23 protein-coding genes are annotated in these 25,514 nt (G+C 67.9%); 15 read left to right on the top strand and 8 right to left on the bottom strand.

What is annotated here, in order from left to right; translation table 11 throughout:
• The first annotated feature begins 31 nt into the window (after nucleotides 1-31).
• The 4 genes from NBG84_RS23410 (at nucleotide 32) to NBG84_RS23425 (ending at nucleotide 4,386) form a co-directional block, all read left to right on the top strand.
• Nucleotides 32-1,324, top strand: coding sequence for a hypothetical protein (locus tag NBG84_RS23410; RefSeq protein WP_250921531.1), 1,293 nt, complete (start codon nucleotides 32-34; stop codon nucleotides 1,322-1,324).
• Nucleotides 1,325-1,663: 339 nt separating this feature from the next.
• Nucleotides 1,664-2,158: a plasmid mobilization protein gene (locus NBG84_RS23415; protein ID WP_250921532.1), complete on the top strand. Its 495-nt coding sequence runs from the start codon at nucleotides 1,664-1,666 to the stop codon at nucleotides 2,156-2,158.
• On the top strand, nucleotides 2,155-3,897 hold the full coding sequence (locus NBG84_RS23420) for a relaxase/mobilization nuclease domain-containing protein (RefSeq protein WP_250921533.1): 1,743 nt from the start codon (nucleotides 2,155-2,157) through the stop codon (nucleotides 3,895-3,897). The genes NBG84_RS23415 and NBG84_RS23420 overlap by 4 nt, the downstream gene beginning before the upstream one ends.
• 108 nt (nucleotides 3,898-4,005) lie before the next feature.
• Nucleotides 4,006-4,386: a hypothetical protein gene (locus NBG84_RS23425; RefSeq protein WP_250921534.1), complete on the top strand. Its 381-nt coding sequence runs from the start codon at nucleotides 4,006-4,008 to the stop codon at nucleotides 4,384-4,386.
• 254 nt (nucleotides 4,387-4,640) lie between these two features.
• On the opposite strand, the gene NBG84_RS23430 is transcribed toward NBG84_RS23425, so the two are convergent.
• The 3 genes from NBG84_RS23430 to NBG84_RS23440 form a co-directional block, all read right to left on the bottom strand.
• A complete protein-coding gene (locus NBG84_RS23430; protein WP_250921653.1) occupies nucleotides 4,641-5,459 on the bottom strand; it encodes an SPDY domain-containing protein in 819 nt (272 codons plus the stop codon).
• Between the two features lie 437 nt (nucleotides 5,460-5,896).
• On the bottom strand, nucleotides 5,897-6,202 hold the full coding sequence (locus NBG84_RS23435) for a hypothetical protein (RefSeq protein WP_250921535.1): 306 nt from the start codon (nucleotides 6,200-6,202) through the stop codon (nucleotides 5,897-5,899).
• Between the two features lie 92 nt (nucleotides 6,203-6,294).
• The gene (locus NBG84_RS23440; protein WP_250921536.1) at nucleotides 6,295-6,867 is read right to left on the bottom strand and encodes a hypothetical protein; all 573 of its coding nucleotides are present in this window, start codon (nucleotides 6,865-6,867) and stop codon (nucleotides 6,295-6,297) included.
• Between the two features lie 445 nt (nucleotides 6,868-7,312).
• Between NBG84_RS23440 and NBG84_RS23445 the strand changes: the two genes are divergently transcribed.
• Entirely contained in the window at nucleotides 7,313-8,017 is a 705-nt protein-coding gene (locus NBG84_RS23445) for a nucleotidyltransferase domain-containing protein (protein ID WP_250921537.1), read from the top strand.
• A 297-nt stretch (nucleotides 8,018-8,314) separates the two neighbouring features.
• Here NBG84_RS23445 and NBG84_RS23450 read toward each other — a convergent pair whose 3' ends face one another.
• Nucleotides 8,315-9,268 (bottom strand): FAD-dependent oxidoreductase, encoded by a 954-nt coding sequence (locus NBG84_RS23450; RefSeq protein ID WP_250921538.1) that lies wholly within the window; start codon nucleotides 9,266-9,268, stop codon nucleotides 8,315-8,317.
• A gap of 10 nt (nucleotides 9,269-9,278) precedes the next feature.
• Nucleotides 9,279-10,724 (bottom strand): NsdA family TPR-like regulatory protein, encoded by a 1,446-nt coding sequence (locus tag NBG84_RS23455; protein ID WP_250921539.1) that lies wholly within the window; start codon nucleotides 10,722-10,724, stop codon nucleotides 9,279-9,281.
• A gap of 202 nt (nucleotides 10,725-10,926) precedes the next feature.
• On the opposite strand from NBG84_RS23455, the gene NBG84_RS23460 reads away from it, so the two are divergent.
• From NBG84_RS23460 to NBG84_RS23495, 8 genes are read left to right on the top strand one after another with little or no spacing between them, the layout of a single operon-like run.
• Nucleotides 10,927-12,807 carry a glycosyltransferase gene (locus NBG84_RS23460; protein ID WP_250921540.1) on the top strand — a complete coding sequence of 627 codons (1,881 nt, stop codon included), beginning with the start codon at nucleotides 10,927-10,929 and terminating at the stop codon, nucleotides 12,805-12,807.
• A complete protein-coding gene (locus NBG84_RS23465; RefSeq protein WP_250921541.1) occupies nucleotides 12,804-13,802 on the top strand; it encodes a D-2-hydroxyacid dehydrogenase in 999 nt (332 codons plus the stop codon). Before NBG84_RS23460 ends, NBG84_RS23465 begins: the two co-directional genes overlap by 4 nt.
• A 3-nt stretch (nucleotides 13,803-13,805) precedes the next feature.
• Nucleotides 13,806-14,918, top strand: a complete 1,113-nt coding sequence (locus NBG84_RS23470; RefSeq protein ID WP_250921542.1) for a radical SAM protein — start codon at nucleotides 13,806-13,808, stop codon at nucleotides 14,916-14,918.
• Nucleotides 14,918-16,036 carry a hypothetical protein gene (locus tag NBG84_RS23475; RefSeq protein WP_250921543.1) on the top strand — a complete coding sequence of 373 codons (1,119 nt, stop codon included), beginning with the start codon at nucleotides 14,918-14,920 and terminating at the stop codon, nucleotides 16,034-16,036. The genes NBG84_RS23470 and NBG84_RS23475 overlap by 1 nt, the downstream gene beginning before the upstream one ends.
• Before the next feature lie 16 nt (nucleotides 16,037-16,052).
• Entirely contained in the window at nucleotides 16,053-16,850 is a 798-nt protein-coding gene (locus tag NBG84_RS23480) for a radical SAM protein (RefSeq protein ID WP_164258892.1), read from the top strand.
• A gap of 23 nt (nucleotides 16,851-16,873) precedes the next feature.
• Nucleotides 16,874-18,601, top strand: a complete 1,728-nt coding sequence (locus NBG84_RS23485; protein ID WP_250921544.1) for a carbamoyltransferase C-terminal domain-containing protein — start codon at nucleotides 16,874-16,876, stop codon at nucleotides 18,599-18,601.
• A 5-nt stretch (nucleotides 18,602-18,606) separates the two neighbouring features.
• Nucleotides 18,607-19,221 carry an HD domain-containing protein gene (locus NBG84_RS23490; RefSeq protein WP_250921545.1) on the top strand — a complete coding sequence of 205 codons (615 nt, stop codon included), beginning with the start codon at nucleotides 18,607-18,609 and terminating at the stop codon, nucleotides 19,219-19,221.
• Nucleotides 19,218-20,207, top strand: coding sequence for a glycosyltransferase (locus NBG84_RS23495; RefSeq protein WP_250921546.1), 990 nt, complete (start codon nucleotides 19,218-19,220; stop codon nucleotides 20,205-20,207). The genes NBG84_RS23490 and NBG84_RS23495 overlap by 4 nt, the downstream gene beginning before the upstream one ends.
• Before the next feature lie 10 nt (nucleotides 20,208-20,217).
• Here NBG84_RS23495 and gltX read toward each other — a convergent pair whose 3' ends face one another.
• A complete protein-coding gene (gene gltX, locus NBG84_RS23500; RefSeq protein ID WP_250921654.1) occupies nucleotides 20,218-21,591 on the bottom strand; it encodes a glutamate--tRNA ligase in 1,374 nt (457 codons plus the stop codon).
• 482 nt (nucleotides 21,592-22,073) lie between these two features.
• On the bottom strand, nucleotides 22,074-22,730 hold the full coding sequence (locus NBG84_RS23505) for an Eco29kI family restriction endonuclease (protein ID WP_250921547.1): 657 nt from the start codon (nucleotides 22,728-22,730) through the stop codon (nucleotides 22,074-22,076).
• A 418-nt stretch (nucleotides 22,731-23,148) separates the two neighbouring features.
• Here NBG84_RS23505 and NBG84_RS23510 point away from each other — a divergent pair, with 418 nt between their 5' ends.
• On the top strand, nucleotides 23,149-24,501 hold the full coding sequence (locus NBG84_RS23510; protein WP_250921548.1) for a DNA cytosine methyltransferase: 1,353 nt from the start codon (nucleotides 23,149-23,151) through the stop codon (nucleotides 24,499-24,501).
• Between the two features lie 331 nt (nucleotides 24,502-24,832).
• The gene (locus NBG84_RS23515) at nucleotides 24,833-25,303 is read left to right on the top strand and encodes a very short patch repair endonuclease (protein WP_250921549.1); all 471 of its coding nucleotides are present in this window, start codon (nucleotides 24,833-24,835) and stop codon (nucleotides 25,301-25,303) included.
• On the opposite strand, the gene NBG84_RS23520 is transcribed toward NBG84_RS23515, so the two are convergent.
• Nucleotides 25,284-25,472, bottom strand: a complete 189-nt coding sequence (locus NBG84_RS23520) for a hypothetical protein (RefSeq protein WP_250921550.1) — start codon at nucleotides 25,470-25,472, stop codon at nucleotides 25,284-25,286. The two genes, NBG84_RS23515 and NBG84_RS23520, sit on opposite strands and share 20 nt — an antisense overlap.
• Nucleotides 25,473-25,514: the final 42 nt, after the last annotated feature.

The raw sequence follows: 25,514 nt of genomic DNA on the forward strand, positions 1-25,514 counted from the left end.
CACGGCGCGGCGGGCCCTTGGAGACCCCTGCATGACGGAACTTGCCATGCCCGCACTCGGGTACTGGAACGCGATATCTATCGCGCTCGCCGCTCTCCTGGCCACCTGCACAGTGCTGCTGGTCAGCTGGCTGATCTACCGACGCGCTCCCCGAAACCACGCCAAGCGACAGCCCGGAACGCCCGCGGTCAGGGTCGCCGCGCTGGCTGCGGTCGGATGTACCGCCTACAGCGCCGACACCAGTTGGCGGTTCGCCGCCGACTACCTCGGCATGAGCGGCACCACCGAGCGCGCCTCGATGTTCGCCGCCGCAGAACTCGCCCTCTTCGCCACGGCCCTGCTGGCGCGGCAGAACCTGCACGGCCCCAAGCAAGCACCCGGCCTGCCCGGTGTCCTGACCTGGGTGATCACCGCTGTACAGGTGATCCCCGCGTACGCCGAGTCAGGTGTGGTCGGCGGCACGGTGCGGGCCTTCGTGGGACCGGTCATGGCCGCGCTGCTCTGGCATCAGGCCATGGGCATCGAACTGCGCATCCGCACGCCCGAGGCGGCCTCCCACAGCCTCCTCGCCCGGATAGGTCGCGAAGCACGCGAACGCGGCATCTCGCGCCTTGGGGTCACCGAACACGATCGTGACGCCGCGCAGATCAGCCGCGACCGTGCCACCCGCAGGGCCGTCGCCCTGGCCGCGCACCTTGCGGAGCGAACCCCGAAGCAGCGCGCCGGCTGGCGAGGCCGGCGAACCGCGCGACGGCTTTCCCGCGCCGTCGCCCAAGCGTCTGTGGGAATCGACCAGCGCCAGCGCGAAGTGCTGTTGCACCAGCTTGCCGTCCGCCGTCACGCGACAGCGCTGGCCACGATCGAACTGCCATCGCCTTGGACCGCCTTCACTCCGAACGAAGGCGCCACGCGCCATGTCGAGACGACTCCGCCGCGCAGCCGATCGGGTGCAGGTTTCGACTTGGCGAGCGAGGAAGCCGGGGAGCACGCCGACTCCAACCTTCGTCTTGAGTCCCTGCCTCCTCGATCCGTGCAGAGCCAACTTCCCCTGCACGACTCGGTTCCCACCCGCGAGACCACCGAGCCGTCCCACGAGGACGACGTCCCTGCGGCGCAACGCTACGGACGTCCTCCCGGTGCCGAGATGGACGAACTCCTCGCGATCGGCCGCGCGGCCATCGCCATGCACGGAACAGCCACCCGCGCCGTGCTACGGAACGCCATCCGCGAGGCCGACCTCCCCATCTCCGAGGACCGGCTCACCGAACTCAAGGCCCTCCTGGCGGCAGAGCAGGGTTGCGAGACCGCCGTCCCCACGGGCTGACCGGATATCCGGTCAGCCCTGAACGCCGAACGGGGGCCGTGGACCAGCACCCCGTCTGGTCCTGCGGCCCCGCCCCATTGGCACCGCTTGACTAGGCACGCACGGCCCTCCCTCGCGACTCACCGCTCGAACCAGCGGGCGTTGGGGACACTGCCCGTACGTCGACCTGGTCCGCTGCCCTCTCCCCTCAACCAGGAGCTGCTCTCCATGCAGGATTCGTGCACCCACAGCCCAGAGCATCAGAACGCGCCCCAAGCCACACCAGCCCAAAGCGGAGCAAGTTGGAGGTTCGGAAACTCCCCCGCAAGGGGAGCGTCCAAACCCGACCCCGCCCCAGGGGTGGCGGGGCCCGACCAGCGCCAGGGGGCGCCGGACGGGAGGGCTGCGACCGAGGGCGGTTCGCAGTCAAATACGGCCGGCCACACGCGCCTGACCAAGGGGAAATCCCGCCCGCGCGACAAGAAGCAGCGCTCCGCCCACAGCGTCCGACTCAACGAACGCGAACGCACCCTCATCCAGGCCGGCGCCGATGCCGTCGGCATGAGTATCGCCGGCTTCCTCGCCCACTCCGCCCTGGCCGCCGCCCGCGACCAGACCCGCACCGCCGCCACCATCGCCGCCGACCACGACGTCCTCACCGAGCTCTTCGCCACCAGCCGCAAGCTCGGCTGGGCCGGCAGCAACCTCAACCAGATCACCAAGACACTCAACTCGGGCGGCGACATCGACAGCGCCCGCATCGAGGAAACCCTCACCTACGTCCGCCGCGCGGCCACCGCCACCAGGGCGGCCGTTGAGCGGATCAACAACCGCCAGATGGACGAGGCCGCTTGATTCCCCGCATCCACAAGCAAGGCAGCAGCACCCGCGGCCTGCTCAACTACCTCTACGGCAAAGGCACCCGCGAAGAGCACGTCGACCCGCACCTGGTCGCCTCCTTCGACGGCATGGCGCCTGACCCCGGCCGCGACCCCTCCGCGACGAAGGAAGACCTCCAGCGGCTTCTCGACCAGCCACTGCACCTCCTTGACGCAGACCAGCGGCCCGACCAGCACGTGTGGCACTGCTCCGTCCGCGCAGCACGCACCGACCGCATCCTGAGCGACGAGGAGTGGGGCGACATCGCCCGCCGCATCGTGGCCGCCATAGGCATCGACTCCGGTGGCCCAGACGACGCCGGGTGCCGGTGGGCCGCCGTCCGCCACGCCGACGACCACATCCACATCATCGCCACCCTCGTACGCGAGAACGGCCGCCGCCCCGACCACCACCGCTCCGGCCAACGCGCCCAGGCCGCAGCCCGCCTCATCGAAACCGACTACGACCTACACCGCGTGACCCCCGGCGACGGAACCGCAGCCAAACGCCCCACCAGCGCCGAGCGCCACAAAGCCGAACGCCAAGGGCGAGAGCGCACGGTGCGGGAGGAGCTGCGCGAGACCGTGCGCGGCGCGTCTGCCGGCGCCGCCTCCACAGATGAGTTCTTCGACCGTCTGGCCGCCGACGGTCTTCTGATCCGCAAGCGGATCGCACCCTCGGGCGACCTGCTCGGCTACAAGGTCGCGCTGCCTGGTGACCGCAACAAGGACGACGAGCCGGTCTTCTATGCCGGCTCCACCCTCGCACCCGACCTGTCCCTGCCCCGCATCCGCGAACGCTGGTCCCTCCAAGCAGAAGCACTCACCGAGGGTGGGCCTGAGCCGGTGCAGCCCGCCCTGCCGCAGGTGACCCTTCCCGCGTTCGCGCAGCGCCGGGCGGCGGCTGCCAGCTGGCAGGCCCTACTGATCATCGACCACGGCGACGCCGGCATGGCGGCAGCGCAGATCGCCGCAGCGGGTGAGGTCCTGGACGCGCTCGCCAAGACCTCTGCGGCCCACACCCGTGCAGAACTGCGGGAGGCGGCCAACGCGTTCGAGCGGGCCAGCCGCTCCCACGTCCGCGCCGTACGCGGGCACGACCACGCCCTGCGGCAGGCCGCCCACGATCTCGTCCACAGTGGCCCCGCGCTCGGCTGCGGCGAAGACGGAGCCACCACGGGGATGGTCATCGACATGGCCATCTTCCTCGCCATCGCCGCAGCGAACTGGCACGCCAAAAGGCACCACAACCAGCAGGCAGCCGCAGCCCAGCAAGCCGCCGAGCATCTGCGCGCGGCCTACCAGGCTGCCGCGGCCCACCCCATCGCCGCCCTCCGCCGGCAAGGTCAGCGAATGACACCGCGTATTCGAGAACACCAGGCCGATCTCCTGCACAAGGCACTGCCAGAGCTCGCCGAACGGATCCAGGCCGAGCCCGGCTGGCCCGCCCTGGCCGCCACCCTCGCCGACGCCCGACAAGCGGGCCACGACCCCGCCGCCCTGCTCACCGACGCCGCCCGGCGACGCGAGCTCGGCAGCGCCGACTCCATCAGCGATGTCCTCGTCTGGCGCCTGCGCCGCAGCGCCCACCTGCCCGCAGCAGCACCCGAAATCCTCCAGACCACAGGCGCCCGAGCCGGCTGGCACATCCCGACGCCAGCCCTCGCCACACCGCCTACGGCTCAGGCGTTGAACCACTCCAACCGCCGGCACTGACCCGGGGAAACGGGCGCAACATAGCCGACGATCGCCGGTTAGCCCAACCGGCGATTCGCCAGACGATTGATGCTCCCCATCCAATCCCACAAGGAGCGTCACACCCGTATGACCGCGCCCTCATCCCGACCCGACATCATCGCCCTCCTCGCCGACGCGGACTTCAAATACCGAGCCGACACCAACACATGGAGCCATCGCGACGGACGGCCGTTCAGCAAGGAGGAGCAGGCTCATGCCCTCACAGCGACTCGAAGCGAATTCCTCGCCTTTGAAGCGCAGTTCAAGCGCTTCATGAAGTACCGGCAGGAATGGGCTGACGCCCCGGAAGCTCTGCAGGACTTCCTCGCCCCGTTCATGCAGCAGCTCACGGTGAAGAACCTTGGCAACGCCCACGACCTCATGAGCGAAGCTGACCGAGACGAGTTCAATCGACTGCTCGGCCTCGTAGCCAAACCCCCGCGTCCCTTCACCGCCAACACCTTCTGACGAAGGGTCGCCTCGTTGTTCGACCAGGGCGAGGAATGGACCCTGCCAGAGCGCCTACCAGCCTCAGCGATCGGAGGGACGAGAGATCCGATAAGCACCATCTCGCATCGGTGCCAACAAGCGGGACATAGCACCCAGTGCTGACACGGTCCCGCCCCAGTAATCACAAGTCCGCTGCACACAAGCCCTGCTAGAGCAGCACAAAGCCGGGCCACCCAGACGGGAGGCCCGGCTTCGTTACGCGGGGGCGCTTCTCAGCTGGCGGGGGCACACAGGAGCTGGTCCCGCGTGCATTCCGGCAGCACCCGGCGCAGTACCGGAGCCGTGTCGCTGAGCGAGGAGGCGAACGCAGCGACCAGACGGTGCGGCACGCTCGCGCTGAACGAGGCAGCCCACAGGTACGGAGCCCCCATGGCAGGCTCAGCCCACGCCTGCCAGCCCATCGCCACCTGCCCTTCCCCCTCGGCGGTCAGCACGCTGGGGTCGGCATCCTGGATGAGGGGCGGCACCTCGCCGAGGCTGAGGCGGGCGGTGAAGGTGGGGTGCATCGCCGCCGCGTGGGGTTGGTCGGCGTCGCGGAGCCAACCGTGCCCGGTGGCCGCAGCGAGGACCAGTTCGGGACCGTCGTACAGGGTGGTGGGCTGGCTGCATTGGCCGAGCGCCAGGAGAAACTCGGTGATGGCCTCTCCCGGCACGCCTGGGGTGAAGTAGGCGGACCAGTCCGCGAGCGAACTGGTGGTGTCCGAGCGGGCCGAGACCTGCCACGCGATCGGCAGGCCACCGAGGTGGAACGGCTCGTCCGCCAGCACCCACTGTGCCCACCGAAGGGCGTCGGGACTGATGTGCAGGACGGTGCTGCGCACCACCTGGTGATCTCCCAGCTCATCGAAGTCTCGCCGTCCTCGCACGGCTGTCAGACTCGCCCAGCCAAGACCGGCGAGGCTGTCCGCGACGACATCGCAGAGACGACCGTCATCGCCGGCCAGGTGTCGGGGGCTGACCCAGTACGCGGGAAGAGCGCCAGCCTCAAAAGACGGATCGAACGGGTAACGCGGATTCAGGAGTGCCTCCAAGGCCCGGGTTCGGGTGTACTGGTCGTCGGCAACGCGGCGCGGCAGCGCCTGGATGGGAGCCTGCCGGTTCAGGGCGACGGCTACCTCGGGTGGCAAGCGCCCGAGCCCGCTGTCGGCGTCGCGCCGCCAGCTAGACAGACGAGTGGAGAAGCTGCGGCCAGGGGGAGCCGCAGGCGCGCCGATCAGCACTCTGACCTGGGCTTCTGGCGGGTCGTCTACGTTGACATCCCTCTGCCCTCGCTGGCCAGTCTCTCGTGGCTCTTTCCTGTCTGCCCCCGGCGAACTGGCGTCCGCTGTCATTCAACCCGGTCGTTTGACAGCGAACGTAGCCGCTTCGCTTGGCTGCGGTTGTTAACGGAATCGTGCGGTGAAAGTACTGGTGGGCAGCCCAGCACGAGGGCACTCGCGGTAACACACCCTCCATGCACTGGCCGTCCCTACAGGTGATCGAGGGGTTCGGCGGCGTACGTGCCGTCGCCGAGCGGCGCATCGGTTAGCTCGAAGCGTTGAGGCAGGCTGCCGACCCGGCGAGTGACGACGCTGCCGGGGGCCCGGGTGGTCTCGTAGTACAGAGGAGTGCCGCCAGCGTCGGCGGTTCCAAGCAGACTGAAGCGGCGCAGCACGCGGGGTGGTGTCGGGGTGGTCCGGCGACGCCGGTAGAGCCAGCTGGCTGCGGCAGCGAGGCCGGTGACGATCAGGCCAACTGCAGTCGGGATCAGAAACTTGTCGAAGAGCGCGGACACGGCGGCATCACTCCTGCGAGGCGGGTAGGGCCCGCCACTGTGACGGGCCGCGCCGAGGATGCGTCAGGCGGGGGTTAGCTGCGCAACCCCGATCACCATGCTTCTCCGTCCGGGGAGTTGGGGGCGGTCGGCGGATCGTCGTACAGCGCCCTCGGTGCGTCAGCATCGGCCGCCCAGCCTGGATGCACGGCGAAGGCGGAGGGTGCCTCCTCGTCCCAAGGGGGCCGGGATGTGGTGGCGTCGTAGTGAGCTAGGGCGGCGCGGAAAACGGGTAGATCCTCACCGGACATCTCGTAGGCCGATGCCTGCCGCCATCCGTCCTGTGGGCCACCGCCGTAGACCACTGTGACTGGCGCCTCGGTACCTTCGGGCCACCAGCCGTGCTTGTAGCCGCGCTTGAGGGCGTAGGTCAGGGCCACTGTGGGGCCGCGCAGTCCGCGCGGGAACGCCTCGCGCAGCACGACAGCCTCCAGATGGCCGTCGGACTCGACGACCAGGCGCACAAACTGGCGGGCGTCCTCATTGAGTGTGTTCAGGAAGACCATCGCCCGGTCGGCACCCCATGCGGTGTCGACGGACACGGCCAGTTCGTCTCGGTGCTCGGCGATCAGGGCGAGGAGTTTGCCCTCGAACTCCTCGCTCGCGCCTTCAATGGTGAACCTCACAAGGACCCCCTCAGCACTCTATGTGATCTCTATCGATTGCTATAGGTAACCGTTACGAAATGGGGTCTGGGTTGTCTATAGAGAAGACGTAGCGGTCTATGGGGCGTCACTATTTTGCGGGTGGGGGCATGCCGGATTCGGCGGGGCTCGGTTCGATGGCAAGACGACTGGGTTGGATGCCAACGGACAACTGGGACACGGCCGACGCTCGTACGTCGGCGGAAGCACCGCGTAGGAGCCGTGACCTCCATCTCGCATCGATGGCAGAGCAGACGGAGGCCAAGGCCACGACCTGAGACCATTCGCCGACTTCTTGCCCGCAGGCACGGGCCCGCTGGCCTGGCGACACGCCAGATGGAGCAGCAGTCTGCCCCTGGGGACAGCCCTGCCGTATCCCCGTAGAAATCCGGTGCGCACGACAGACAGAGTGCTGAATAGTTGCTGCATGGATGCGATCGACGCCGCACGTGCCGTTATCAAGGAGCACCACCCTGACGCCCGGGCCGCCTTCCTGGGAGGCAGCGTCGTGACGGACCGCCGCACGGCGATGTCGGACCTCGACATCGTGGTGCTCCTCCATGGATCCCCAGCCCCGTACCGGGCAAGCCTCCAGCACGGTGAGTGGCCAGTGGAGATGTTTGCGCACACCGAGGCAACGTGGCAGGCATTCGTCGAACGGGAAGTACGAAAGCGCAGATCACCGCTGCTCTGGATGTGCGCCGACGGGATCCTGCTCTTCGACCACGACGGGGTCGGCGCCTACGTCGCCGCTGAGGCCCGGAAGCTGACCGCAGCGGGACCGCCCACGGTGTCAGCTGAAGAGATCGATGATCGCCGCTACGCGATCACTGACCTTCTCGACGACCTCGCAGGGAGCGAAGATCAGAGCGAACGGTTGTTCATTGCCACCGAATTGGTACGACGCACTGCCGAGTTGGCGCTGACCGCCGGCGCATCCTGGAACGGAGGCGGGAAGTGGCTGGCGCGCCGTCTTGAGACCACGGCGCCGGAACTCAGCATGCGCCTTCACGACGGCCTTCGTGACGTACTGGCCAGGCGGATTGAGCCGCTCGTGGAAGTCGTGGACGAAGTGCTGGAGCAGGTCGGCGGTCGGCTGTGGGTCGGCTATAGTCGCGGTGGCACTCCGTGAACGAAGTCGCCGTGGAGGGCAGGCGCGCGTTGGAGCGGTTGTTCGTGCGCATGAATAGATCGACCTCACGGCGTCCCACAAAGGCCAACTGACCCACCGCCGACCCACCACCGGGGGCCGGCGCTCGGTCTCCATCTCAGACGCCGATGCGGGCCACCTTGCGGCCAACCTTGAGGTACAGCTCGACTCTGTCGAGCGCACCCGCCACACCAACCACCGCACCGAGCGCCTGCTGGACGGAAGCCTCCGTGAGCTGAGTGGTCTGCTGCTCTCCCTATGGCGGCCGCAGCTCCAGAGTCAGTTCGGAGCAAGCAAATCCCGAACCTCCTCGGCGCACCCCCACGACAGAGTGACACCGGCACCCCCGTGACCGTAGTTGTGCACGACCAGCGCACCGCCCTCCCCCCGCTCCGCCTCCACGCAAACCGTGGATCGGGTCGGCCTAGCGCCGATCCGGTGCTCCAGGACACGGGCGCGGGCGAGGCGGGGTTCGACCTTGGCACATCGAGCCAGAATGCCAGCCGCCGCCTTGTCGTCTGGGACGAGGCCACCTTCACCGTCAATGGCTGTGCCGCCCAGGACGACGGTCTCTCCATGCGGGTAGAAGCACAACAGATCCGGTGACGTACCGGTGTCCTCGGAAAAGAACTCGGTGACCCCCGGGTTGGTGACGACTACGTGCTGGCCGCGAATCGGCCGCAGTTCTTGATCCAGGACCAGGTCGCGGGCTCCCAAGCCCGCGCAATTGACGATCACAGAGACTGGGCCGACTTCCGCGAGCGAAGTCAAACGTCGCTGCTCGACCGTTGCGCCGGCCGCATGCAGCCGGCGCAGGAGGTAGTCGAGATACGCGGGCATGTCGATCAGCGGCACTGTGAACCGGTACCCGGCGGTGAACCCGGTCGGAAGTTCGGTCGGCTCGCACGGCCGGAACCCTGGCAGAGCCGTAGCCCAGTCCGGTGGAGACTCGGCCGTACGCGATGCCTCGATGCCTCTGGTGAGCCGGACACCCGTGGCCTGGTCCTCGGCCAGCTCCCGGAATACCTCCAGGGACCGCTGCCCCCACCGATCGACCTTGTCCTTCGGCTCCACCAGGTACGGGCCCCACATAGCCCCGGCGGCCAGCGAGGTGGCGCCGGGCACCTGCTCGGCGATCACTCGCACCAAGGCCCCGGCCTCGGCGAGTACGACGGCAGTGGTCAGTCCTGCCACCCCAGCCCCGACAACAACAACGCGCTCCCCTGCGTTCATGATCTCGACATTAACGGCCGGGTGGCGTGGATGGAGCATGTCGGGCGAGGGCGTCTTCGAGGACCGGCAGGAAGCTGCGGACGTGTGGGTTGCGCTGGCGGCGGCGGAGGTCCGCGGCAAGCTGGTGCAGTAGGGCGGCGCTCCTCGGTGAACGCACGGCGTCAAGGCGGTCAGCCGCGATCTGTCCGATCTCGCAGGCCGCCTCCAGGTCTCCGTGAGCGCTGTGCCCCAAGGCCAGCCAGGCACCTTCGAACATGGCCCTCCGTTGGCTGGGATCGCCACGCGGAACGTCGTATGCCCCGGACCGGAGCATCTCGGTCCCCTGCGCGAGGAATCGTCGATCCTTCGTGCTGCCGTCGGCCTTCTGCCGCGCGCGCCCCATCTGGATGAAGCCGTAGCCGGCTTGGCAGTCCAGGTGGTTGTCGGTCAGGAAGTACATCCACCGGGGCTCCTCCTGGCTGCCGTCCCGACTTGCGATCAGTTCTCGGGCAGAGCCCCGGGTGTGCGCGAAGTCGTTGTCACGGCCGGCGGCGGCATACGCGTAGGCGAGCCGGGAAAGGACGGATGCCCGGGCGGCGGGCGGAGCGGCTTCGCTGGCGCGGCGGGCGGCCTCGCCGAGGGCGATTGCGTCCGCTGGGTGTCCTCGGCTCGCTGCCTGGAAGGAGAGGTCGCCGAGGATATGGGCGCACAATGGAAGGTCGTTGGCCTGATGCGCGGCTCGCAGTGCCGTGGCGAAGTAGCGCTGTGCCAGGCCGTGATCGGCCGCGTCGAAGGCCATCCAGCCGGCCAGCTGGCCGATCTCCGCGAGTGCGCGGATAAGCCTGCTTGTCACGACGGGCGAGTGACCACCATCGTGAATGAGTAGTCCCACCGCACGGAACTGAGCACCTACGTAAGGGAGATGTCGCGCTCCTCCGTGCTCGTCGTCAAGCAACTGGAGCATGGGCAGGTGCTGCTCAACCTGGTCGACAAGTGGATCGGCGCCGTTCGACGGAGCTATCCGGGGCGCGTACTGGCCTCGGCCTGCCGTTCCGTCAAGGTACTGGGCGACGATCGCGAGTAGCCCCGCGCCCGAGATCGCAAGGAATCGGCGTCGGTCGACGAGCCCTCCCATCACCCAGTCCTCCACGATCGCCTCCATGCCCTGTACGGTCCAGGGCCGTGCGAGATCCGTGTCCGCAGGGACGAGAGCCGAGGAGTCGCCCGCGCGGCCTTGCCACAGTGCAGCCACCGAGATGGCTCTACCCAACTCCTGGGAAAGCACGTAGGCAGCCATCATCGGTAACGGCGAACGCGGAAGGGAACCGCCGTCCCTCCAGTGGTACGGCGCCGACTCGGCAACGGTGCCCGCTCCGAACACCCTGTTGAGCTTGCGAGCAAGCGCCTTGGGGCTCCATCCGAGTTCGTCGAGGCAGCCCGACAGCACGGCGTTCGGTCCCCCTGCCTGCTGTGCCACGTGCGACCACCTCGCGTCCCAGGGGTTCGTCGACCACTTCGCGCTCCCCATGGTGGGGAAGGCAGCTGCCGAATCTCCTGCCTATCAAGGAAGTTGACCGAGTTGACCGACTGATCGGGTGCTGCACGACCGGCCTCCTCCGGTGTTCTTGAGTCACGGCGGAAGGCGCCGCCTTCGACGCCGGCGGAGAAAGAGGTGGGCTTTGAGAAACCACACGAGCACCTCCCGAGACCGTCCGGGCAGTGTGCTGGAGCGCGCCATCGGGCGACCGGTCTCCGCACCCTCACACGGGTACGCCGATGGCGGCGGTACGACCACGCTGATCACGGACCTGCCATACGGGCCGAGGGCGGCCGCGGTCGCTCGGGAAGCCGTCGCTGTGGCACTCCTCGGCACCGAGGCGGACCTGCTCGACGACGCCCGACTGATCGGGTCGGAACTCGCAACGAATGCGTTCGCCTCGGGGAACCCGCCCCTGGTCCTGTGTGTAGACCGCAGGAGCCCCGTCATCGGTGGCCTGGAGGTCGAGATCACCGTGACCGACGGTGGCTGCCTTCGACCCGCGCCTGCCTCTCACCCGGCGCCCGAGGAGCAGGCCGAATCGGGGCGGGGCCTGGTCCTCGTCGAGGCACTGGCCGACGCCTGGTCCCTGACGACCGGCGCCGACGGCACCCGCGCCTGGTGCCGGCTGACGCGCGTCCAGCTCTTCGCCTGCGAGAACGCTCTGATGCCCGCGCCTACAAGATCCTGTCTTCGAAGGAGGCACCACACGGTGCGCATCGACCATGCGACCCCGCCGTCCCCGTCCGCTGAAGTGCCGACGGCCGTTCGCTATCCGCGCGTAGTCGTCGCCCTTCACGAGGGCCTGTACGGCGCCGAGTCGGGCACCGGCTTCAGTAATCGTGCCTTCCTCACGGCGCTCGCCCGCCTCCTGCCGACGGGCCGCCTCTCCGTGATCTCCCCACCCGTCTCTGTAACAGCGGTCGCACACGATCGGCGGTGGATCCGCGAGGTCCAGCTGATGCTGGACGAGGCGGAGGCCGAGGTGATCACGATTCCCGAGGTCCGGATGCCCCCGGACTCGGTCCGCGGGTCCACGCAGCTGTGCGCTATGGCGGGGAAGGCTGCCGCACGCGTCGTCGATCGCACGAGCCGCTGCCTGTTCGTCGGCCTCGACATTCCCTTCCTCGGCCTCGCGGCTTACACGTCACCGACCACGGACCTGCTGCTCGTCCCGCGCTCCGCAGCGGCCCTAACGCGGCCTGGAGACCTGTCCCGAATCCGCTGGGAACGTGAGGCCCTGCGGGCCGCGACCGCCCAGGGCGGTCGTATCGGGGCCATCTCCACCCACATGCGAAACCACCTCGTCACGAACTGTGCCATCCCGCGGGCGCACATCGTGAACATCCCGAACGGGCTGATCCGAGAGGAGATGGCCAGGCCGACGCATGTTCGGCCCCTGCCCTTCAAGGCCCGAGCCGGCTTTCTGCTTGCGATGGGGCGCGCGGTGCCCAGCAAGGGGTTCGAAGACCTCCTGGAGGCGCTGCACGTTCTGAAGGAACGAGGGGTCCGCCTTCCGCATCTGCTCCTGGCGGCCGTCACGTCAGGTGAACACGAGCACCTGAGCTCGTACCAGAGGCACCTGGCAGCAGGTATCCGCGCCTCCGGCTTGGACGCGACGCTGATCACCCGCTTCACCCCCTCCATCCGCTCCTGGCTGCATAGCCCCGCGCTGCACGCGGTCGTCGTTCCCTCGCGCGAGGAGCCCTTCGGACGGATACCTCTGGAGGCGTTCGCGGCGGGGGCGGGGCCGGTCGTCGCGACCAGCGCCGGCGGACTGGCCCAGACCGTCATCGAAGGCGAGACCGGCTTCACCGCCGCACCCACGGACTCCCAGTCCCTGGCGTCCGCCCTGCACCGAGCCCTGACCGCCCTGCCCCGAGAACGCGAGCGGCTCCGGAACGCCGGTGCGGCTCTGGTGCGTTCACGCCATGACTACGAGGCCACCATCGGCTCCGCCATCGGCCGCATCGCCCCCTGGGCTCTGGCTCCGTCGCCCACCGGGGAAAGCAGGAGCCAGTGACCCGGCCGGTGGTGCTCATCAACCTGGAATCCCCGCATTCGTTCTGGCGGTTGTCTGCCGAGCACAAGCGTTCCCTTCGTGCTTCTTTCCCGGGTGTGGATTTCCGTACGGCCGCCGAGGAGGACGTGCCGTACCGGATGGCGGAAGTCAGCATCTACTTCGGCTGGCGGTTCGAACCCTCCTGGCTGGTCGGCGCGCCGCGTCTGAACTGGATCGCATCCCCGGCCGCCGGCACCGACCATCTGCCCGTTGCCGAGGCGCACTCCGCCGGGGTGGCCCTGACCCGCTCGTACGGGTTCCACGGCCGTCCCATGGCCGAGCACGCCATGGGGCTGGTCCTGGGCTTCTCTCGCGGATTGTTCACGAGCCAGCGCGTTCAGCGGAACCGGACCTGGTGGAAGGACGACCTCGCCGAGGAGTTCTTCGACCTGGCCGGGTCGACGATGACCATCGTCGGCTGCGGCAGCATCGGAGGCCACCTCGCGCGCACCGCCCGCGCCTTCGGTATGGACGTGATCGGAGTACGCCGGACGCCGCCTGTGGCAGCGCGGGACGGGATCACCTGGATGCACGCCTCGGCGGTGCACCAGGCCGTTGCCGTCGGCGACGTGGTGGTCGACCTGCTGCCGGCCACCCGGGCCACGAACCATCTCTTCGACCACGCCCTCTTCGCGGCCTGTAAGCCGGGAGCCATCTTCCTCAACCTCGGCCGTGCGGCAACCGTCGACCAGTCGGCCCTCCTGGCCGCCCTCAATACCGCCCACCTGCGGGGCGCCGCGCTGGACGTATCCGACCCGAGGCCCCTGCCCCCTCGCCATCCTCTGCGGCTCCACCCCCGGGTCGTGCTCACGCCGAAGAGTTCGACGCTCTGCCACACGTACATGGACGGGGCGGTCGCGTTCTTCGCCGAGAACCTGCGCCGCTTCCTTGCTGGCCAGCCGCTCAACGGCCTGGCCGAAGTACCCGACGCCCATTCCCCCCTCGCAGGAGGCTGACCCATGCCCACCACCCGCCACCGTGACCTGATCGCAGCCTTCGCGGCTACCGGCCGCAACCACCCCTACCTGGCCTTCACCCTGAACTCGTTGTGCAACCTGGACTGCGTGTTCTGCAAGCCCCGCTGCATGCCGGACTACGGGCACAAAGACCGCCCCCTGACCACCGCCGACTACGCGGCCATCGCCGCCGAGGCCGGGGTCTGGAAGATCCGGAAGGCGCACTGCTCCGGCGGCGAACCGACCCTGCGGGCGGACATCCTCGACGTGATCGAGGGCCTCGCCGACGGCCTCGGGTGCGACGCCGCGATCGGCATGACGAGCCACGGCAACCTACGCCGCGGGCTGAGCGTGGAGAAGCTGCACCGCGCCGGACTGACGTACCTCAACCTCAGCCTCCACAGCCTCGACCCGACGCGATCCGCCACGATCATGGGCGGCGGCGATCCGCGCACGACTATGCGCACCCTCGACGAGGCTCTCTCCCTCGGAATGCGGGTGAAGATCAACTGCGTCCTCCAGCGCACCTACCTGGACGACGCCTTCGCCGTGGCCGAGTTGGCCCGCGACCTACCTGTCGCCGTCCGTCTGATCGAACTCCAGAACATCGGGCCCGCACAGGCGCTGTTCGACACCGAGTTCATCAACGAGGCGGACGTCCGCAGTCGTCTCCATGAATGGTTCGCGGGTGCGGGGGAGGTCTCTCGTGAACAGCTCGGGGTCCGTAGCCCCGGGCAGTATCTCCGTCCCGACGGCTGGGCGGGCTCGATCGGCTTCATCTCCAACTCCAGCTGTGCCACCTGCTCCGACGCCAATCGCATCAAGATCACGCCCACTGGTGTGGCCCGCCCCTGCATCCTCCACAACCGTGACATCCCCCTGAAGCCCCACCTCGCCGACAGCACCCTCGGCGACGCCTTCGCCCACCTCTTCCAGGCCATGCTCGAACGCAACACGAACGACGCCTGGCAGGGCTTCCATTACGTCGACTACGACCTTCGCTGGGACCGGATGGAGCGTCCCGAGGGCACCCCGGTCCTGCTGCCCCTGCTCCCCGTCCTCCCCTCGGCCGCGGCCCAGCCCTGGTGCACCCGAGCCTCCAACGGAGAGCGGTGATGGTCGCGGCCGAAGCGCCGCCGCTCTACCCGGGTCTCGGAGCGCTGTACGAACACGAGCTGGATGCCCACGGGGTCGGGGCCGTGATGCTCACCCACAAATGGCAGCCGGCCGATCTGCTGGCTCCCCACTCCGACATCGACGTGCGTGTCCTCCTTCCCGAGGCCCCCGCTAACTGGGAGGAGTGGAATCACCGTCTGGCCGCGGCGCATAAGTCCGCGGTCCGCCGAGAGGTCTCCCACGGGCGGCTTCTGGAGCACCCTCCCGGGTTCGCATTCACCGTGCCCGAAGCGGACGGACGGCTCGTCTGCGCACCTGAGCTCGCGACCTGGTCGCTGATCAGCGGTAGCGCCCGGGACTTCCAACGCTGGAGGTCCCGGGCCCAGATGGCCCCCTGGTGCGAGATCGACGAACGCTTCTACCGGGCAATCCTCCAGTCGAGGCTCGGAGGCCGGTACCAGCTCGCTGCGGACAGTACGGACAATGTGGTCGAGGACATCACCGCGTACCGGCGTCACTGCGTGGCCTGGCACTACCTCGCCCCCTGCTGGTTCGCTGCCGCCGCACTCGCGACACGGACGCGCTGCCCCGGCAAGACCGCCGCGCTCACCCAGTGGCGCCCGGACGGGCTGGACGCGTACGCCGAGCTGTTTCTCCGGCACTCCGAAGACGGACCCAACGGGCGACTCCGCAGCGCGCGCCACCTGCTCCGCGCGGCACACGTCTCCCTGGAAGCGGCCATGCGCCGCATTCCGCAGGCAAGCCACCCTCCCGACAAGGGCAAGGAGTCCACTGCCACCGACTGGGCAATGACCGCCGGAATGCTCCGCGTACGTGTCGCCCGCTGGCTGTACTACCTCGATCCGCCGCACGGTGTCGCGACCGAGTACCTGATCCGGCGGGAGGCAAAGGAACTCCGTTCCGCCGCACAGACCCTGAACGCGCTCGCGGAAGACGGTGCCACTCCCGCCCAGCGCCTGGCCGCCCGAATGGCCGGGCTGATCCCCACCGGACCGACGACTGTCGACACTCTGCGCACCACCCTCGCGCTCTGGCACCGGCAGAAGTCCACGGTGCAGGACTTCCTCAGCCTCCCGCCCGGTGCCATCCACCTCTGACACAAGGAGCCCCGCCATGCCCGCGCGTGCGTCCCAGCCCCGCGCCCTGAAAACGGCGAAGATCAAGATCACGACGAAGTGCAACCGTTCCTGCGACTTCTGTATCTTCGCCGACGGCGCCCAGGGCGAGAACATGGCCCCAGAGCTGTTCTCCACCATCCTGACCCGACTGGAGACGATCCCTTTCCAGCAGTTGCACATCAACGGCGGCGAACCCACCGTGCACCGGGACTTCCCCGCTCTCAGCGAAGCCGCCCGGACACGCCTGCCGGACAAGGTCATGGTTCTGGGCACGAACGCCATCACGCTGGCCCGCAACCAGCGGATCATGGAGGCCACGCTCCGCTCATACGACCAGATCCTCATCGGCTGCGACGACGAGCACGAGAACTACGCCGAAGTGCACGCCGTCGTGCCCCGTCTCCGCGAAGCCGGCAAGACCGTGGTAGTCAACAGCGTGCTGGAAGGCATCAGTTCCTCCCGTCTCGTGGAGCTCGCGAGGCTGTGCGACACGTACGGCGCAATCCACGTCACCAACCACGTGCACCACGTCGACGTCGGCCAGCCGGCGAACGAGCTGCGCGGCATCTGCGACCGCTACCTCGACCAGCACCTGATGATCGAGATGGACGGCTCCTGCTACCGCTGCTTCAACGCCATGGCGAAGGACGACAGCGAGTTCAGCATCTGGGACGAGGACCTCGCGGCCAAGGTGTTCGCCCCCCGAGGCCATCACTTCCGGTTCTGCCTTCGCTGCCACGAGTACACCGACTCGGGCGCCGCTCTCCTGCCTGCCCGCATTCCCACCGCATGACTCCAGACCGGAGGTACACGACCATGCCCGCAGTCCTCGGGCTGAACTTCCACCACGACACCGCCGCCGCCTTGATCGTCGACGGCCGCCTCTACGCGGCAGAAGAGGAACGCTGGAGCGGCGTCAAGCACAACCACCCCACCCGCAAGGGCACGCTCGCCGCACCGGTCCGTGCCCTTCAGTGGTGTCTGGAGGCCGCCGGCGTCGAACCGCAAGACATCGACGCCGTCTGGGCCGCCTCCATGCGCCCCAACCCCGCAGCCGGCTGGTGGCTCACCGAGGAGCGGGACGAACTCGCCGCTCTCTTACCTGCCCCGCTCGGTGACCATCTCCGCCTCCTCTCCCACCACACCGCCCATGTGCTGTCCGGGTACCTGCTCTCCGGACACGCCCACGCGGCGGGCCTCGTCATTGACGCCGGCGGCTCCTCCCTCGGCTCCGACTTCGGTCCGGGGCGGGAACGCATCACCGGCTACGACCTGCGGCCGGATCGCATCGACCGCATCCACCAGAGCATGCCGACCGTGGTTCCCGGCCCTGTCGGCCCTCGGCGCGTTCACTCCTCCCTCGGGCACTTCTACCGAAACCTGGCCCGCAGAGTGATCCCACCGGGCGACGAACCCGAGGGCAGCATGATGGCGCTTGCGGCGTTCGGCGACCCCCAGCGTTACGGGCCGCAGATCCGCGAACTCGTACGGCTCGGCGACGACGGCGAGGTCCGGATCGGCCACCCATGGGGCTCGGCGGACAGCAGCACACCGCTGCTGCTCCGTGGCCGCGTCTGGACCGCTGACAACGTCGTGGAGCAAGCCGACTCGGATCGGGCCGACCTGGCCGCCGCAGTCCAGGATGTCTTCTCCGAGTCGGTCATCCACATCGCACGCCATCTTCAACGGCTCACAAGAGCCTCGGCGCTGGTGTTCTCGGGTGGGTGCGCCCTGAACTCCCACCTCAACGGCCGGCTGGCCGACGACAGCGGCTTCGACACCCTCTTCGTGGCGCCGGCACCGCACGACGCGGGCACCGCTGTGGGCGCAGCCTTGTACGTCTGGCACTACCAGCTCGGGCAGGAACGTCTCCAGGTGCCGACCGACGCGGCCTGGGGCCCGAACCCGGGCACTCTGAAAGCGGGTGCGATGCCATCCGGGTACCGCGCTCTGACCGGCCTGGGGGCGGACCAGGCACCGGCGGCGGCAGCAGCGCTGCTCGCTCAGCACCGCGTTGTCGGCTGGGTACAGGGACCGCTCGAATTCGGGCCCCGGGCCCTCGGGCACCGCTCGATCCTCGCCCACCCGGGCCACGCCGCCACGCGGGACCGACTCAACGCGATCAAGCAACGAGCTGCGTACCGCCCGTTCGCCCCGGCCGTCCTCGCCGAGCACGCCACGGAGTGGTTCATGTCAGCGGGCGACCCCTTCATGAACCGCGTCGCCCACGTCCGCCGGTGCCGAGCCGACCGCATAGCCGCAGTCACCCACCACGACGGCACCGCGCGCGTCCAATCCGTGGCCACAGACCACCAGGGCCTGCACGAACTCCTCCAGCGATTCCACGAGCACACCGGCCTGCCGCTGCTGTTGAACACGTCCTTCAACCTCAAAGGCACGCCGATCCTGCGATCCGCCGAGCAGGCCGTACAGGCGGCAGCCGGCCTCGGACTCGACGCCCTCGCCGTCGGAGACACCCTCCTGATCGCCGACCACGTCCCCGACCCCCGGGCTCTACCCCAGCCATCCTTACGAGAGGGGTGACGGAAATGGCCGTTGCCAATCTGCCTCACATCCTGACCACACTCGCCACCAGCACATGGGCCGACCGGGACCGTTCCCGCGCCCGTGTGGCTGCCGGTCTGGCCCTCGCGATCTACGCTGGGCATACCCGAGATCAGGGCACCCCGTACGTCCAGCATCCGCTCGCCGTCGTCACGGTTCTGCGGTCCGAGCTCGGCGTCACACAGCCCGAAACCCTCCTCCTCGGCCTTTTGCACGACGCCCTGGAGGTCGATCCGGGCTCAGAGGCTCTCGTCACCCACCAGCTGGGGGCACCCTTCGCTGAACGCCTACGCGCGATGACGCCCGACCATCGGCTCGAACGCCGGCCCAAGGTTCCGGGCGACGAGAACCGATGGCGCGTGAAGACAGCGGCCCTCCCCGCAGAGGAGCTCCTGGTACGGCTGGCCGACCGCATCCACAACCTGCGCGACCTGGCCGCCTCGCCGAACCATGAACGCCGGCGGAAGTTCGTACGGAACCTCACAGACTTCCACCTCCCCCTGGCCGCCGCCGCACGCCGCCTCAGCCCTCACCTGGAAGCCGCGCACACGCTGCTCAACGCCGAGCACATCCACCACCAACAGGAGATACGCCCGTGAGACGGATCGTGTACTCGATGGAGCCGGTTGGTCGGACCGGCGGCCGGGTCTACCTTCGGATGCTTCACGAGGCGACCGCCGACGATGTCGAGTGGCGCACGGTTCCGGACCACAAGCGCACGTACCGCGTCCGCCGCTGGCGGAAGATCCGCCACCTCGCCCGACTGGCCCCGACCGTCCGGGGGCTGAGTTCCGCCGCCACCGGCACCTTCGTGTGGGACGACCTCAGCCTGCTGCTCTTCACACCGGAGATGCGGGCCCGCACGGTGTTCCTCCTGCACCACTACGAGCCGTTGCAGCACGACTCCACTCCTGTGGAGGCCATGCTCTGGGAGCGTCTGTTCCGGGTGCTGCCGCAGTGTGCGGCCGTGGTGTGCGTATCCCCGTACTGGGCTGACTTCCTCCGGTCCCGCAGCGTCCACAACGTACGGGTGATCTACAACGCCTTCGACATGACCGAGATCGAACGGGCACGCGCCCTTGACCGGGCCGAGTGCCGCGCCGAATTCGACCTGGCCGCGGACACGATCGGCGTGTACGCGGGCAAGGCCGTCCACTGGAAGGGCACCGCAGAGGTCGCGGTGGCCCTGGCCGGCGCACCCGGGCTTCAAGTGATCACCAGCGGCAGCAACACCATCGGCTTCGGCGGTGCGCACTACGACGTGGAGCGCGAGCGATACCTGCGGCTGCTGCGGGCATGCGACGTCGGCGTCTTCCTGCCCCGGATGCGGGAGGGCTGGAGCCGCTGCGCAGCCGAGGCACTGCTGCTCGGGCTGCCCTGCCTGATCCGACCGGTCGCGGGCCTCCGCGATCTCGCGGCCCTGACCGGCCAGCCGGCGCCGGACCTCGACCGTCTGTCGACGCAGGTCCGGGAACACGCTACGGCGCGCCGAACCGAAGCCAAGGCCGCGTACGAGGCCCTGGCCCAGTTCGACCTGCACTACTTCGGAAACGCCTGGGGCGACCTTCTCGCGCAGGTCGCCTGACCGGGGCCGCTTACGCCTGCGCGGCCAGCTTCTCGGCCGCGGCGTCCAGACGGGCCAGCACGCGGTCCCGGCCGAGCAGCTCCATGGACTCGAACAGCGGGAGTCCGATCGTTCGGCCGGTGACCGCGACCCGGATGGGCGCCTGGGCCTTGCCCAGCTTCAGCCCGTGCTTCTCTCCCACGGCGAGCGTGACGGCCTTCAGGCCGTCCGCTTCCCAGTCCGCGACGGTGGCGAACTCGGCGCGGACATCGGCCAGGATGCCGTCGGCGCCCGCCTTCATCGCCTTGTTCCACGACGCCTCGTCCTCGACAGGCGAGTCGAGGAACAGGAAGTCCACGTTGTTAGTGATCTCGGACAGCAACGCCAGCCGGGTCTGGGCCAGCGGTGCCACCGTCTCGAAGACGGCCTGGTCGAACGCCTCCGGCTGCCACGGCGCGTACGGGGCGACGAGCCACGGCGCGCAGGCGGCTGCGAACTGCGCGGGCGCCAGGGCACGGATGTAGTCGCCGTTGAACGCCGTCAGCTTCTTCACGTCGAAGAACGCCGGGGCGGTGTTGACGTCCTCGATTCGGAAGAGCTGCTCCAGCTCCTCGTACGGCATGAGCTCCCGGTCACCGCCGGGGCCCCAGCCGAGGAGCATCAGGTAGTTCACCATCGCCTCGGGAAGGAAGCCCTCGGCGAGATAGTCCTCCAGCGCGACCTTGTCGCGACGCTTGGACAGCTTCTGCCGCTTCTCGTTCACGATCACCGGCAGGTGCGCCCACACCGGCGGCTGGGTACCGAGCGCCTCCCACAGCAACTGCTGCTTCGGCGTGTTCGACAGGTGCTCCTCGCCGCGGATGACCTGAGTAATGCCCTCGTCCAGGTCATCGACCACGTTCGCGATCAGGAAGACGGGGGACCCGTCACCGCGGGCGATCACGAAGTCCTCGATCGCACTGTTCGGGAACGCCGGCTCCCCGCGGATCAGGTCGACCACGACGGTCTCGCCCTCATCCGGCGTCTGGAACCGCAGCGCCCGCCCCGCCTCGAAGGCGAGCCCCCGGTCCCGGCAGAACCCGTCGTACCCGAGGTGCTCCGACCCGGTGCGCTCCTTCAGCTGCTCCCGGGTGCAGTCGCAGTAGTACGCCTTGCCCGCCGCGTACAGCTGCTGGGCGGCCTCGCTGTGCCGGGCCGCGTTGTGCGACTGGAAGTACGGCCCCTCGAAGGCCGCGTCCTCGCCGTGGATGCCGATCGCCGCGAGCGCGCTGATGATGCCGTCGATCCACTCCGGCTTGTTCCGGGCCGCGTCGGTGTCCTCGATGCGCAGGACGAACGTGCCGCCGGACTGTCGTGCCACGGCCCAGTTGTAGAGAGCGGACCGCGCCCCACCGACATGGAACATGCCTGTCGGAGACGGGGCGAAACGAACGCGAACCGGGGCAGTAGACATGTGGTCCAGGGTACCGACGCTGGGCGCTCGCCCCGGCCACTCCACGTACCGAAGGCGTCGACCATTTCCGGCCGTCCTCCACTCCCGCGTCCGACGCGCCCGGGTCTGTGAAGCTCATGCTGAACGAGGCTGAAGGCGCCCAATGGGTCTCATGGCGCAGCCGGTGGGTCCGGCTTCCGACCGAGCCAGGTGGGCCGGCCGAGCCCGACTTCGAAGCAGTGCTGCCCCTGCTGGATGAACCAAAAACGTCTGGTTAGCGGACACAATCTTATGACCGCACCGAACCACCGTGGCTGCAACGACTGCTCTCCGCTAGCGGAGGATGAAATTGGGAGCTCGCTGCCTCCGGCCTGAGCAAAACATCTCGCACCCTAGTGCCCGCCGTCAGCAGGACAACTGGCCCCAGTCCCCGGCAGACCGGCTGCCGTTCTGACTCACGGAATGTCGAGATCTAGGTATGTATCCGTAGGGGGGTGGGGCCATGGGAGTTCTTCGTAGTCGCTCACCTGCTGCGCGATGTGAGCCTTGGTCTCTATCGCTAGCTTTTCAATGTCATGAACGACACCACCATGAGTGCGCCGACGCCCATCATGCACCGTGTCCCACTTACTCTTCTTGCTCTGGCGGGTCGTCGCTCCCTGCTCTTTGCTGCCGAAGCCCTTGAGCTTGCTGTTCCAGACTGGCGTGTATCCGAACCTCAGCGCGTTCTCCCCCAGATCGGCGTGAACATCAGGCAGCAGGAGGGCCCGAAACCGGAACTCCGCGATCGGCAGGCTGCCTTCCATGATCGACAGACGGTGTTGCTTAAGCCTGCTGTGAAGGGGGTATCGTTCCCGAACCCTCTCCCCAGTAGCGCTGTTACTGGAAAGGGCCTGCCCCGCGTAAACGGGGATTTGGAGGCTGGCGAGGGGCAGGTACAGGTCCACGCTCGCACCGCGGTAGTACAGGGCATACAGCCCTGAACCCTCGAACCTCGAGATCTCGTGGGTCATGGAGACCAGAGGTTGCCGCTCGAAGGTCTCGCAGATGGTGTTCGCGATCTGCTCGGTTGACAGAGGGTCGAACCACGCTGGGGCGTACTCGGCAGGCATGGCTTCCTGATCGGTGATCGGCCCGTCTGCGGGAAACCCCGCTGGAGCGGACTATGTCGACTACTACGTGTCCTGCTCACCCGTCGGCGACGAAGAGGGCATCCTCGGCGATCCCCGGGCGGCGTCTCGGTAACTCTGCCAGACCGGCAGTACCGCCAGGCGCTCTTGTGCTCGTTCGGGAACTCCGGGTACTCGTGAAGCCTCACTGCGCGGGCCAGTCGATCACCAAGAGCCTTGGTGACGCTCAGCCGAAAATCATCGTGGTAGGCGCCCGGACCGACCGACCTGGCCGCCTGCGCCATCCCCCTGACCCCTCCGCCGTGTTGATCACCACGAACTCTATGGCCTTGCTCACTTATAGGCGACCCATTCGAGTGAAGGTTCGCCATGATCACCAACTCCGCGGTATGGTTTCGCCATGGTTGACCTGCCTGAAGAAGCAAAGAAGCCGCGGACCAGCGTTGAACTGTTCGCGGGTGGAGGCGGCCTTGCCATGGCGGTCCACCAAGCAGGCTTCCGCCCGCTCCTGTTCAACGAGTTCAACAACCGCGCCTGCGAGACGCTCATCTCGAGTGCGCGAAAGACCCTCGGTGTCGACGGCTTGAAGCGCACCGAGGAGAAGAACCCTCAGCCGCCAAAACCGGGGCAGCCCGCTCCCCTCTACCCGGGCGACGTGCGCGACCTGGACCTCAGCGCCTTCCAGGGCGAGGTCGATGTCCTGGCAGGAGGCCCTCCGTGTCAGCCGTTCAGCGCCGGCGGGGTCGCCAAGGGCGATGAAGACAAGCGCAACATGTTCCCGGCCATGTTCAAGGCAGTGCAAGAGATGCGGCCGAAGGTGGTTATCTGCGAAAACGTCCGCGGACTCCTTCGGCCGTCTTTCGTCGACTATTTCCAGTACATCCAGAACGAGCTGAGTCTCCCGTTCGAGAAGCGCGACGATGAGGTCAAGTGGCAGGTTCACAACGATCACCTGACGCGGATTCTCGATCAACTATCTGACGACGACAGCGACCCGGATCACTACAGAGTCGTGATGGTGCCGGTCAACGCCGCCAGCTATGGCGTGCCACAGGTACGCAATCGGGTCGTACTCGTGGCCTTCCGGGCCGACCTCGGCGTGGACGTCGACGGCTTCGAGAAGTACGTGAAAACGGAGAGATTCTCCGAGGCGGCCCTGTTCCGGTCCATGCGCGACGAGGACGGACCCTACTGGAAGCGCCACCCAACCGTAGAGGACCACGTTCGCGACCGAGTACGTGCGCGCCTCCCGAAGGTGATCAAGGAAGACGACTGCCAGCCGTGGCGCACAATGCGCGACGCCATTCAAGGATACGGCACGGACGTGAAACTCCCGGCGCTGCCCCCTGTCGATAGGAACCGACTTTCGGAGAAGTTCGACTTCGGGGAAGAGATCGGAGCCGTCGGTCACGTCGGTTGGCCTGGAGCCCGTATCTACAAGGGGCACACCCCGAACGAACTCGATCGTCCCGCTAAAACGGTCAAGGCCGGCGTTCACGGCGTGCCAGGCGGCGAGTCCGTGATGCTGCTGGACGAGCGGGTCCGCGACGTCTCAGCACCGGGTGGTTGGACCTACTTGCACCGCTACATGACCGTGCGCGAAACCGCCCGGGTAATGACGTTCCCGGATGAATGGCATGGCTCAGGCCCTCGAGGCGAGCAAATGCGACAGTTGGGCAACGCCGTGCCGGTCGCTCTCGGTGAGTTCTTCGCCAAGGCCGTCTCCGACGCCCTGGCTGCGGCGGGGCACTAGCTTTATGCCGCAGACAGGGATCGGGGGGCGCTGGAAGGACAGGCTGCCTCCGGAACGCGCGTATAAGCGTCGAGCTGGCGCGGTCGCGCCAGCAGTTGAGCAAGACCGTGCCGCCGGCGGTCGCAATCGGCGCAACGTCGACCTGGGTGACGGGCGTCTCGCACGCGCCTCCATCACGCTCCGCCTCTACCGGAGCACACGTCGCGTTCGCGCTTATCTACGGTGGTCACGAAACGGCAAGACTGAGGAGCGCTACGTCTGCGAAGTCGAGTTCGACTCACGCAAGCAGAACCTTGCTGAGGCATGGCGACAAGCCCGAACAAAGGGACTCTTGGCGCAAGAGACGCTGCCGCCCGAGTCGACCGCGTCGTCGCTCGAGGTTCGAGCCTCAATGCGCGGCAACCGCGGCAAGGACACCAAACCAGAACTGCTGCTCCGCAGCCTGCTCCATCGCCGCGGCATGCGCTACCGGGTCGACACCCGGCCAATCGCCGACGTCCGGCGGAGAGCCGACCTCGTGTTCCCCGGCGATCGCATCGCGGTATTCGTGGATGGCTGCTTCTGGCATGGCTGCCCGGACCACTACAGGCCCGCAACGAGGAACGCAGACTTCTGGCGGGAAAAGATCAACGGCAACAGGGCGAGGGACACTCAGACCAACGACACCCTGACGGCAGCTGGTTGGACAGTCATCCGAGTTTGGGAACACGACGACCTCGCCCGAGCAGCGACCCGAATCGAGAACGCCGTCCGGCGAAAGCGCGGTGCAGCGCATCTCGTCGCTACAGCGGGCGACCACTGATCAGATCACTGACAGCTTCTTCTAGACGGCGCAGGACAATCTGGCCATCCCCGTCGCTGAAAGCCAGCAGCGTCTCACCAAGGTTGATCCCGGCCTCGGCCAAGATACTCATGGGCAAGGCAACCAGGCCGTCGGCGCCTACGGTGACTTCGGATGGGCTTCGAATCATGACCCCAGTTTTCCACGCGGGGATGAGCGGGACCGGGCGCAT

It is taken from the genome of Streptomyces albipurpureus (genome assembly GCF_023701525.1).
Taxonomy (GTDB): Bacteria; Actinomycetota; Actinomycetes; order Streptomycetales; family Streptomycetaceae; genus Streptomyces; species Streptomyces albipurpureus.